Origin of the sequence: Sphingobium sp. CFD-1 (assembly GCF_024611115.1) — a bacterium.
Classification (GTDB): Bacteria; Pseudomonadota; Alphaproteobacteria; order Sphingomonadales; family Sphingomonadaceae; genus Sphingobium; species Sphingobium baderi_A.
Map to the genome: position 1 here is coordinate 1596401 of NZ_CP084398.1, position 11271 is coordinate 1607671.

The 11271-nt window shown below is 61.5% G+C and carries 12 protein-coding genes; 3 read left to right on the top strand and 9 right to left on the bottom strand.

Annotated elements, in window-relative coordinates:
* Positions 1–9 precede the first annotated feature (9 nt).
* Positions 10–1056, bottom strand: a complete 1047-nt coding sequence (locus LDB26_RS08275) for a rod shape-determining protein (RefSeq protein WP_021246840.1) — start codon at positions 1054–1056, stop codon at positions 10–12.
* A gap of 90 nt (positions 1057–1146) precedes the next feature.
* On the opposite strand from LDB26_RS08275, the gene mutL reads away from it, so the two are divergent.
* Together mutL and LDB26_RS08285 are read left to right on the top strand one after the other, a co-directional pair.
* A complete protein-coding gene (gene mutL / locus LDB26_RS08280) occupies positions 1147–2922 on the top strand; it encodes a DNA mismatch repair endonuclease MutL (protein ID WP_062065548.1) in 1776 nt (591 codons plus the stop codon).
* Positions 2923–2924: 2 nt separating this feature from the next.
* Positions 2925–3476, top strand: a complete 552-nt coding sequence (locus LDB26_RS08285) for a hypothetical protein (RefSeq protein ID WP_231746281.1) — start codon at positions 2925–2927, stop codon at positions 3474–3476.
* Positions 3477–3485: 9 nt separating this feature from the next.
* Here LDB26_RS08285 and LDB26_RS08290 read toward each other — a convergent pair whose 3' ends face one another.
* The 3 genes from LDB26_RS08290 to ychF form a co-directional block, all read right to left on the bottom strand.
* Positions 3486–3953 (bottom strand): MaoC family dehydratase, encoded by a 468-nt coding sequence (locus LDB26_RS08290; protein WP_257541544.1) that lies wholly within the window; start codon positions 3951–3953, stop codon positions 3486–3488.
* 77 nt (positions 3954–4030) lie between these two features.
* Entirely contained in the window at positions 4031–4549 is a 519-nt protein-coding gene (locus tag LDB26_RS08295; RefSeq protein ID WP_257541546.1) for a DNA-deoxyinosine glycosylase, read from the bottom strand.
* Between the two features lie 6 nt (positions 4550–4555).
* The gene (gene ychF / locus LDB26_RS08300) at positions 4556–5656 is read right to left on the bottom strand and encodes a redox-regulated ATPase YchF (RefSeq protein WP_062065557.1); all 1101 of its coding nucleotides are present in this window, start codon (positions 5654–5656) and stop codon (positions 4556–4558) included.
* A 147-nt stretch (positions 5657–5803) separates the two neighbouring features.
* On the opposite strand from ychF, the gene LDB26_RS08305 reads away from it, so the two are divergent.
* Entirely contained in the window at positions 5804–6256 is a 453-nt protein-coding gene (locus tag LDB26_RS08305; protein ID WP_082635216.1) for a DUF983 domain-containing protein, read from the top strand.
* A gap of 4 nt (positions 6257–6260) precedes the next feature.
* Here LDB26_RS08305 and LDB26_RS08310 read toward each other — a convergent pair whose 3' ends face one another.
* From LDB26_RS08310 to LDB26_RS08330, 5 genes are all read right to left on the bottom strand, one after another.
* On the bottom strand, positions 6261–7889 hold the full coding sequence (locus LDB26_RS08310) for an alpha-D-glucose phosphate-specific phosphoglucomutase (protein WP_257541548.1): 1629 nt from the start codon (positions 7887–7889) through the stop codon (positions 6261–6263).
* 106 nt (positions 7890–7995) lie between these two features.
* Positions 7996–8565 carry an aminoacyl-tRNA hydrolase gene (gene pth / locus LDB26_RS08315; protein ID WP_257541550.1) on the bottom strand — a complete coding sequence of 190 codons (570 nt, stop codon included), beginning with the start codon at positions 8563–8565 and terminating at the stop codon, positions 7996–7998.
* 86 nt (positions 8566–8651) lie between these two features.
* Entirely contained in the window at positions 8652–9272 is a 621-nt protein-coding gene (locus LDB26_RS08320; protein ID WP_062065566.1) for a 50S ribosomal protein L25/general stress protein Ctc, read from the bottom strand.
* A gap of 117 nt (positions 9273–9389) precedes the next feature.
* Positions 9390–10271: a TraB/GumN family protein gene (locus LDB26_RS08325; RefSeq protein ID WP_306812062.1), complete on the bottom strand. Its 882-nt coding sequence runs from the start codon at positions 10269–10271 to the stop codon at positions 9390–9392.
* A 7-nt stretch (positions 10272–10278) separates the two neighbouring features.
* Positions 10279–11193, bottom strand: coding sequence for a TraB/GumN family protein (locus LDB26_RS08330; RefSeq protein ID WP_257541554.1), 915 nt, complete (start codon positions 11191–11193; stop codon positions 10279–10281).
* Positions 11194–11271: the final 78 nt, after the last annotated feature.

Here is an 11271-nt window from a genome sequence, read left to right on the forward strand (position 1 = left end):
CCCCGTGCCTTAGGTGGTTTGCAGCACGCCCCGGAAGATCGGGTCTTCCATCGCCCGCCCGGTGCCGATCGCGACGCAGGTCAACGGATCTTCCGCGATGGTGACGGGCAGTCCCGTTTCATCGCGCAGTTCGTCGTCCAGCCCCTTGAGTAGCGCGCCGCCGCCGGTCAGCACGATGCCCTGATCGACAATGTCGGCCGCCAGTTCGGGCGCCGTGTTTTCCAGTGCGATCCGCACGCCTTCGACGATGGTGCTGATCGGCTCGGCCAGCGCGTCGGCGATCTGGCCCTGATTGATGCTGATTTCCTTGGGTACGCCGTTCACCAGGTCGCGGCCCTTGATGTGGATCGTTTCGCCTACGCCGTCTTCGGGCGGCTGGGCGACGCCGAACTGCTTCTTGATACGCTCGGCGGTGGCTTCGCCGATCAACAGGTTGTGATGGCGGCGAACAAAGGAAACGATGGCTTCGTCCATCTTGTCTCCACCCACGCGGACGGAGGTGGTGTAGGCAAGGCCGCGCAGCGAGAGGACCGCGACCTCAGTCGTGCCGCCGCCGATGTCGACGACCATCGAACCGATCGGTTCGGTAACGGGCATGTCCGCACCGATCGCAGCAGCCATGGGTTCCTCGATCAGGAACACCTGACTTGCACCCGCATTGCTGGCCGCGTCGCGGATGGCGCGGCGTTCGACGCTGGTGGAACCGCTGGGCACGCAGATCACGATTTCGGGGAAGCGCCAAGGGCGCTGCTTGCCGCCATGCACCTTCGTGATGAAATGCTTTATCATCTGCTCGGCGACGTCAATGTCGGCGATGACGCCGTCGCGCAGCGGGCGGATGGCTTCAATCGAATCGGGCGTCTTGCCCATCATCAACTTCGCATCGTCGCCCACGGCCTTGACGCGCTTGACCCCGTTCAGGGTTTCAACCGCCACCACGGAAGGCTCGTTCAGCACAATCCCGCGCCCACGCACGTAGACCACCGTATTGGCGGTGCCCAGATCGATTGCCATATCCTGAGAGGAGAATTTGAAGAGACGCGAAAAAATCGACATGCCTTATCCTGTTCAGCCTGCCCTTGACCGACGAAAAAAAGCTGGGGCTGTGGGTCGCGGAAAGCGCTCGCTTGGGCTAGTCACTAACTAATGTCAATACGCCGTCTGCCCGAACATCTGGTCAATCGCATCGCTGCGGGCGAAGTGGTCGAACGGCCCGCCAGCGCGCTCAAGGAAATCGTTGAAAACGCACTGGATGCCGGAGCGAGACGGATCGTCATCCGCTTGTCCAATGGCGGGCTTGATCGCGTGGAGGTCAGCGATGACGGCTGCGGCATGGATTCGGGCGAAATCGCGCTCGCGCTGGAACGTCATGCAACCTCCAAGCTGCCCGATGACGCAATCGAGAATGTCGCGACACTCGGCTTTCGGGGGGAGGCGCTTCCATCCATCGCCAGCGTGGCCCGACTGTCGATAGACAGCCGCCCGCATGGGATGGACGGTTGGAATCGCACGGTGGATAATGGCGCAGTGGTGAGCGAAGGCCCCGCAGCGCTCCCACCCGGAACACGCGTGGTGATGGAAGAGCTTTTCGCCCGTGTGCCGGCGCGCCGCAAATTTCTGCGCTCTTCCAAGTCCGAATATGCCGCCTGCATGGATGTCGTCCGCCGACTGGCGATGGCGCACCCCTCCGTTGCCTTCAGCCTGGAGCATGACGGGCGCCGCATATTGAACGTGCAGGAAGGGGATTCGCGGGAGGACCGCGTGGCCGCACTCACCGACCGGGCGCTGGCGGACAATCATGTCATCATCTCGCTGGAGCGGGAAGGGGTGCGCCTGTCGGGCGTGGCGTCGATCCCAACCTATCATCGCGGCGTCGGCGATCATCAGTTTCTGTTCGTGAACGGCCGACCGGTGCGCGATCGACTGCTGGTGGGGGCGGTCCGCGGCGCCTATGCCGACATGCTGGCGCGTGACAGGCATCCGGTGGTTGCCCTGTTTTTGGACGTGCCGCCGCTGGAGGTCGATGTGAACGTCCATCCGGCCAAGACGGAGGTGCGCTTCCGCGATCCAGCAATGATCCGGGGCATGATCGTATCCGGCCTCCGCCGCGCGCTGGATGCGGAAGGCTTCCGCGCCGTTCAACATGCCGATCCCGCTGCGCTTTCGGCCTGGAAAAGCGAGCCTATATCCCCAACGCCGATCAGTGCCATGCCCATCTTCGAGGCGGCAAATGCCAGCGCGTCTGCGTCCCCCATCTTCGCGGATCGGCGCGCCAGTTTCTTCACGCCCCCGCCGCAGGCTCGCGCCGAAACTGCCGCAGCGCCTGCGCCGGAAGGCCAGAATTTTCCTCTCGGCGTTGCGCGTGGGCAAGTGGCGCGCACCTATATCGTTGCGGAAGCGGAGGACGGCCTCGTCATTGTCGACCAGCACGCGGCGCATGAGCGGTTGACGCTGGAACGGATGCGCCGCGCGATGGAAGGGCAAGGGGTGGCTTCACAGGCGCTCCTTCTTCCAGAAGTCGTCGAACTGGACGAACCTGCCTGCGACCGGTTGGAGGCGCGGGTGCCGGAATTGCGCGAATTTGGTCTGGAACTGGAGCGTTTCGGTCCCTCGGCCATGTTGGTGCGCGCTATTCCCGCGATTTTGGGGCAGGCCGACGCACAGGGGCTCGTCACCGATCTGGCGGACGATCTGGCCGCATATGACAGCGCGCTTTCGCTCAAGGAGCGTCTCGACCTCATTGCCGCGACCATGGCCTGCCATGGATCCGTGCGCGCGGGTCGGGTGCTGAGCGTGGCGGAAATGAACGCCCTCCTGCGTGAGATGGAAGTCACGCCCCGTAGCGGCCAGTGCAACCATGGCCGCCCCACATGGGTGAAGCTGGGCCATGGCGACATCGAAAAGCTGTTCGGAAGGAAATGAGGATGAAGCATTTTCCAAACATGCTGATGCTCGGCATATTTTCCATCCCGCTATCGGCCTTCGCGCAGACGAGCGAGAAATCGGCCTGTGAAAGCCCAACGCCGCTTGCCGAGCCATGGACGAGTTGGACGCAAAGCGGGGCCGTCATCGCGGGAGGAGATAGTGTCAGCGCGCCTCCCCTTATCCTCGGAAAACCTGTAATGGCAACGCTTCGACCATCAGCTTATGTGCACTATGCAGTAATTCCCGACAAAGGCGCTGGTCAGGGGCAGGGCGGTCTTTTTACTTTGTCGCTCAGGGTTCCGGCACATGTCGGCATCGCGTTGTCCGATGCGGCTTGGGTCGATGTGGTCGATAACAAGTCTACGGTTGTGGCAGCGGACCATGGTCATGGTCCCGACTGTTCGGGCATCCGCAAGATCGTCTGGTTCGATCTGCGGGAGGGCCTGCACCTTGTCCAGATTGCCGGTGCGCCGGGACAGGAAATCCGTATCATGGCTGCGGATGCGTTGGCCAACCTGCCTGCGCCGCAGCCGGACGACGAAGATTTTTAGGGAGGATTTTCAGGCGGCGGTGGGCCGGGTCCGCGCCATGGTAATAGGAATCATGGTCAACACGGGTTCGTCGTGTTGATTGAACAGCATGACTTTCGATTTCACGATGCCCATTTCCGGGCGGCTTCGTGATGCCGATGTCTCGATGATTTCCGCCGTGCCACGAAGCGTGTCATCGGGACGGACTGGCCTTAGCCAGCGCAATTCGTCAATGCCGATGCCGCCAAGGCTCGCTTCCTGCCAGCCATGTTTCTGCATCTCGGTCAGAAACATCTTCATATAGAGCGCCAACGTGTGCCAGCCGCTGGCGATGATGCTACCGAAATGGGTTTCGGCCGCGGCCTCGTCTGAGAGGTGAAAGGGCTGGAAGTCATATTTGCCCGCGAACTCGATCACTTCGTCGCGATCGACCGTCAACGGACCGAAGCTGATGCTGTCGCCTAGTTTTATGTCTTCGAAATAGATGGCTTCGCTCATGCCTGGTTCCGTTTTCTTCCGCAACGAAAGCGCAGGTAAAGATGCTTTACGTTCGCGTCAAGTGAATCAAGGTCGAGCTAGTCGATCCAGCGCCGCAAAAGCTGCCAGGCTTCGGCCTTCTTTTCACGCGGCATGGAGGCGTAAGCGCTGCTGGAAGAGGGCAGGTCAATCAGCGCCAATCCGCTATCTTCGCCAATCTGCCGCCTCCCATGGAGCGCGGCTGTTTTTCCGTTGAAGGCGATTGCGCGCAACACGGGAAGCCGCGACACAAAGATAGGAAGGTCGCGCAATTCCGCGCCCCGGATCGCGCTGTCCAGACTGCCTTCCCGATCCGCGCTTTCGATGACGTCCCACAAGCCCACGCCTCGCATCCGCAGCCTTTTGAGACGCATTGCATATGGCAAGCCGCGCAAATCCTCACCCAGCACATCGCCGAGCAGCGACCAGAAGGCATTGCCGCGATGGGCATAATATTCCCCCTGTCGGATCGAGGCGTCGCCGGGCAGGCTGCCGAGGATCAGCAGGCGTGTATTTTCATCCACGCTGGGGGGAAAAGCCGCCTTGCGCTGCGCCGGCATCTGTCCGGGACGCAGCATGCCGGATCAGACGTTGAAGCGGAACAGCATGATGTCGCCGTCCTGCGTCACATAATCCTTGCCTTCGGAGCGCCACTTGCCCGCTTCCTTGGCCCCGGCCTCGCCGTTGAATTGGACATAGTCGGCATAGGCCATGGTTTCGGCCCGTATGAAGCCCTTCTCGAAATCGGAATGGATCGCGCCCGCCGCTTGCGGAGCCTTCGATCCCTGCGTTACCGTCCAGGCCCGCGCTTCCTTCGGCCCCACGGTGAAGAAGGTAATGAGGCCCAACAACTCATATCCCGCCCGGATGATCCGTGCGAGGCCCGCTTCGGCAAGGCCCAAGGCTTCAAGATATTCGGCGCGTTCCTCCACCGGCATGGTGATGAGTTCCGCCTCGATCGCGGCGGACACGATCACCGCCTTGGCGCCTTCCGCAGTGGCCTTTTCGAACACGCGCGCGCTATGGGCGTTGCCCTCAGCGGCCGCCTCTTCCTCGACATTGCAGACATAGAGAACGGGCTTGGCTGTCAGCAGTTGCGCCTGATGGAAGAGCCGCTCTTCCTCGTCGTCGCGGGGCTGCGTCAGCCGCGCAGGCTTGCCGTCGCGCAGCAGGTCCAACGCCTGCCCCAGCACGGACGCGGCGGCTTTCGCCTCCTTGTCGCCCTGCGCCGCTTTTTTGGCGAAGGCAGGCACCCGCTTTTCCAGGCTTTCAAGGTCCGCCAGCATCAATTCCGTTTCGACCGTCTCTGCGTCGGCGATGGGATCGACCTTGCCGTCTACATGGGTAATGTCGTCATCCTCGAAGCAGCGCAGCACATGGACGATGGCGTCCACCTCGCGGATATTGGCAAGGAACTGGTTCCCCAGCCCTTCGCCCTTGGATGCACCGCGCACCAGCCCCGCAATATCGACAAAGGCAAGCTGCGTTTCGATGATCTTGGCCGATCCGCCGATCTTCGCGATGGTCTGCAACCGCTCGTCCGGCACCGCGACCTGCCCGACATTGGGTTCGATGGTGCAAAAGGGATAGTTCGCCGCCTGCGCCGCCTGCGTTTCGGTAAGCGCATTGAACAGAGTGGATTTCCCCACATTGGGAAGCCCGACGATACCGCAACGAAAACCCATGGAACTGCCTTCATGTCTGGATGATGGCCGCGCCGATAGCCTTTTCCCGCCCGCTTGGCCAGCCTGCCTCGCAGGGGGTAGGACAAAAGGCGCAATTGCAATATCTGCCTTATGGTCCCAGCGGGACCCGAGCTTGAGGAGGCTGCAATGACCCAGGATGACCAGCAGATGTTCGTGGACGAAGCCGGAAGGCGCTGGCCCCGGCGCCCCGCGCATGAAACGGGTCCTTTTGGCCGCTGCCCGCGCTGTGGAGAAGGGCATATCTTCACTGGGTTCCTGAAGATCCGCGACCATTGCGATGTGTGCGGCCTTGATTATTCTTTCGCTGATCCGGCTGACGGCCCTGCGGTCTTTGTCCAGCTTTTCGCCTGCGTGCCGGGTGTCATCTTTATTGTGATGCTGGAAATCATGGCGCGGCCGGGTCTCTGGATTCATTTGGCAGTCGGCGTGCCCGTGCTGATCCTGACTACCATTTTGCCGTTGCGTCCTATCAAGGGATGGCTAGTCGCCGCGCAGTTCACCAACAAGGCGCAGGAAGCGGGTACGGCCGAGCTGTGGGCCAGGTTGCACGGCACCAAGGGAGAGGGCCCCAACGCCTGACCCGTCAAGTGATGACGCTTGGTCCTTCCATCCCGGTGAAGCCGGAAATATCTGCGACCTCCTGCGCCGCCTTCACCAGCGGCGCCAGCGCCTCTGCCGTCGCCATGCCAAGTTCGCCGCTGCTGCCGACATAGCGTTCGATATAGATGCGTAGGGTCGCACCTTCCGTTCCCGTTCCCGACAGGCGGAACACCACCCGCGATCCGTCCTCGAACAGGATGCGCGCGCCCTGGTTGCGGCTAACGGACTGGTCGATCGGATCGGTATAGGTGAAGTCGTCGGCCTTTTCCACTTTGCCGCCACTGTTCGACGTGCCGGGCAGCGATGCCAGCTTGCCGCGCAACGCTTCCATCAGCGCGTCGGCCTTATCCTTCGCGATGCCTTCATAGTCATGCCGGGCATAGTAATTGCGACCATAGCTGACCCAATGCTCGGTCATGATCTGGGCGACGCTTTGCCGCCGAACCGCCAATATATTGAGCCACAGCAGCACTGCCCAGATGCCATCCTTCTCCCGTACATGATCGGAACCCGTGCCCGCGCTTTCCTCGCCGCAGATAGTCGCCATCCCGGCGTCCAGCAGGTTGCCGAAGAATTTCCAACCCGTCGGCGTCTCGTAAAGCGGAATGCCCAGCTTTTCCGCGACCCGGTCAGCGGCGCCGCTGGTCGGCATGGAGCGCGCAATACCTTTGAGACCCAGCGCATAGCCGGGTGCCAGATGCGCGTTCGCCGCCAGCACCGCCAGCGAGTCCGATGGCGTCACATAGCTGTGCCGCCCAATGATGAGGTTGCGGTCGCCATCGCCGTCAGAAGCCGCGCCGAAATCGGGCGCGTCCTCGGCCATCATCCGGTCGTAAAGCTCCTTGGCATGGACCAGATTGGGATCGGGGTGATGATGACCGAAGTCGGGAAGGGGGATTGCATTCCGTACGGTGCCAGCAGGCGCGCCTAGCCGTTTCTCGAAAATTTCGACCGCATAAGGACCGGTCACGGCGCTCATGGAATCGAAGGAAAGGGTAAAGCCGTCCGCGATCATCGCCCGGATTGCGCCGAAGTCGAACAGGCCTTCCATGAGATCGGCATAACCCGCCACCGGATCGACGACCTCTACGGCCATCTCGCCGAGCAGGCTCGTGCCCAGCGTGTCGATGTCCACCTCACCCGCCTCCAATATCCTGTAGTGGTCGATGGTCAGCGTTCGTGCGTGGATGGCTTCCGTCACCTTTTCCGGCGCGGGGCCGCCGTTGGACACGTTATATTTGATCCCGAAATCCTCGTCCGCCCCACCCGGATTGTGGCTGGCCGACAAGATCAGCCCGCCAAAAGCGTCCGATGACCGGATCAGATGCGATGCAGCGGGCGTCGATAATATTCCGCCTCGGCCCACCAAAACGCGCCCGAAGCCATTGGCCGCCGCCATCTTCAGCGCAATCTGGATCACTTCGCGATTGAGGAAACGTCCGTCGCCGCCCAGCACCAACGTCTTGCCTTCAAACGCTTCCAGGCTGTCGAACACCGATTGAATGAAATTTTCCGCATAATGGGGCTGCTGAAAGACCCGAACTTTCTTTCGGAGGCCCGAAGTGCCCGGTTTCTGGTCGTTGAAGGGGGTGGTGGACAGACGCTGAATCACCCAAAACCTCTCAGCATGTTGGAATTAATGCCTTATGGCCTGCCGTGCGCTTCTTGTGCAATGCGGAACGGCGCCATTCCGGCGCTGCAAAGAGGCTGGCTGCCGCTCAATCGGCCATCCGCAGCGCTACTTCGTTCATGAAACGCGCGTCGTCGCCCTTCGCCAGCCACTCCGCCTCCGCGCCGATCGCGCCTAACATGTCGGAAAGAGCGTCCATCTCGCTCTTGTGGTAATTGCCAAGGACATAACCGTGCACCCGGTCCTTATGCCCCGGATGCCCGATGCCGATTCGCACGCGCCGGAAATCCGCGCCGATATGCGCGTCGGTTGAACGCAGGCCGTTGTGCCCGGCATTGCCGCCGCCGCGCTTCACCTTCACCTTCATTGGGGTAAGGTCGAGTTCGTCATGAAACACAGTTACGTCTTCCGGTGCCAGCTTGTAGAAGCGCATGGCTTCGCCCACGGACCGGCCGCTTTCGTTCATGAAGGTCGCCGGTTTCAGGAGGAGGATCTTTTCGTTGCCGATCCGGCCTTCTTGCACCCAGCCCTGAAATTGTTTTTTTACCGGGGTAAAGCGATACAGGTCCGCGATCACGTCCGCCGCCATGAAGCCGACATTGTGCCGCTGCATTGCATATTGGGGACCGGGATTGCCAAGGCCTACCCAGATCTGCATCGTCCCATGCTCCCGAAAAGAAAATCCCGCCCGCCGGGTAGGCGGACGGGATCGGAATTTCCAGCCCTCTGGCGGAAAGGAAAGGCTTATTCGCCTTCCTCGACCGCCGGGGTTTCGTTGTCGCCTTCGGAACTCTTGAGAGCAGACGGCGCAACGATGGTCGCGATGGTGAAGTCGCGATCATCAATGGCGGTCTTCGCGCCCTTGGGCAACGTGACGGCGCTGATGTGGATCGATTCGCCTACGTCAAAGCCCTTGAGGTCGACGACCAGATCGTCGGGGATATGGGCTGCGTCGACGATCAGTTCGATCTCGTGGCGCACGACGTTGAGCACGCCGCCGCGCTTCAGGCCCGGCGAAGCGTCTTCATTCTCAAAGCGAACGGGCACGTTGACGTGCACCTGGGCATGTTCGGAAACGCGCAGGAAGTCGGCGTGCAGCGGACGGTCGGACACGGGATGGAAAGCCACGTCCTTGGGCAGGGTACGTACGGCCTTGCCGTTCACTTCAACCATGACGACCGAATTGAAGAAGTGGCCGGTGCCGAGCAGTTTGCCCAGGAGCTTTTCCTCGACGTGGATCGACAGGGGTTCTTCATTGTTACCATAGATGACGGCGGGAACGCGGCCCTCACGGCGGAGGGCGCGGGAGGCTCCCTTGCCTGCCCGATCGCGTGCCTCGGCCGACAGCGTAAGCTGCTCGCTCATTTGCATGTCTCCAAAAGCGTAAATATTGCGGTTTAACCCGTGACGCCTCCAGGGATGACCATCACGGGAAGGCGGCCCTGTAGCAGAAAGGCGTCAGAAGGCAAGGCTGCGCTCAACTTATTGCAGGCGCGTGATCGAAAAACCCTTTGCCTTGAGCAGGTCGATCAGATTGTCGGTGCCGGTCAGATGTCCCGCACCTACCGCGATGAATGGGCGACCGGTCATCGGCTCGATGGCCTTTGCCCAATCGCGGTTGCGGGCGATCAGCACGGCTTCCTCGACCAGTGGATCGGGCTGATCCCCTATCTGGTCCTCCTTCGCGATGGCGGCCATGTCGCCCTTCATCCACGCATTCAATATGCGGTCGTAAAGCGCGCGCATGTCCTTCGCCTCATGCACGGTTTGCACCAGCAGGCGCCGCTGCGCCGCTTCGGGCAAAGTGTCGAAGGCCGCGAACTGCCGCTCCACGGTTTCGAGGCCGTCGATGGGCTTCCCCGCTGACTTGAAGGCTGCGATCAATGCCGGTTCGACGCCATTGTCCTGACTGACGTGTAAGGATTGCTGCGTTGCCGCCGACAGGAGCATTGCCGCAGCCCAGCTTTCATAGCCCGCCAGCGCCTGTGTGCTGGTGCCTCCGCCCGCGACGATCTGCTCCAGCGCGTCACGGTCGGCGGGGGGGATGCGGGCTCCCAACGGCGGCAGATCAGGGCTGCGCCCCATTTTCTCGAACAGCGCCAGCGTCTTTTGCGGATTTTGTAGATCTGCCGCCTCCAGAACCAGCCTGTCGGCCTGTTGGATGGCTTCCCCGAATGTGCGGGTTTGCCACGCAATTCCCTTTGGCAGCACATGAATGGTGCCGAAAATCCACCCGTCCAGCGCGCCCCGTTGCACCCGCCAGATGGCCGGGCCATGCTCCGGCTGCGGCGTGGGAGGTTCCTGCCCGCAGGCTGCGACGAAGGCGAACGCAAAGAGGGTCAGGAAGCGAGTGAAGATGCGTATCACTGACTCATTCCTGGATGCGCGCCGTGCTGATTCCCAGCGCTTTCAACTGGTCCTGCACACTGTTTTTTCCTGCCAGATGTCCCGCGCCCACGGCAATGAATACGGTTCCTGGCTGCCCCATCCGCGCCTTGATCCATTGCGCCCAGTGGGCGTTACGCTGGAACAGCAGGATCTGTGCCAACTCTGGCGTCGCTTCGAGCGATTCGTTCATTTCCTCGGCCAGCTTGTCCGGTTCACCCGCCTGCCAGTGTTGGACCAGCGAATCGAACTGCGCCTCTATGTCGTTAAGGCCTTCTACCGTCGAATTGAGGAAGGCTATCTGCTGCTCCATCGGCAGCGCCGCGAAATAGCCGATCTGCTGCTCCGGGGTTTCCAGCGCGCCGATCTTCTTGCCGGTGGCCCTAGCAGCGGCGCTCAACATCTTTTCCACGCCCTGATCGGCCTTATATCCCAGCTTTTCCAGTGGCGCGACCGATAGGGCAAGGCCGGCCATCCACGGATTGAAGACTTCGAACGCTTGCCAAGGCAGGCCGTTGGCCTCCATCGCTGCCTGATATTTCTCGCGCGCCGTGGGCTCCAGCCGCTTGGAAAGCGCCGCCGCGTCCCGTGCGATGGCTTTCGCGCCCATAATGGAGGCCATCTCATTCGGATTGTCCGGCTCGATGATTTCGAGCACCAGTTCATCGGATTGATCGAAGGCGCGCCTAATCCCGCCCTTGAACCAGTCCACGCCCGGTTTCAGTACATGGACGGTCCCGAACAGATAGATGGTCGTGTCCGCATCCTTCACTTCCCACAGAGCAGGGGCGATAAGCCCATTATGCGCTTCCGTCCGGGCGAACGCTGTGCGGTGTTCCGCAAGCAGTCCGCCAGACAGCAACAGCGCGGCGACTAGCAGCCGGGGGAAAAACAATCTCATCTCAGCCCGATATCCTGTGATCCATTCTCCATCCATGCGGACGTGGGAGCGCCAGAGCAAGGGGATTAACCCTCATCG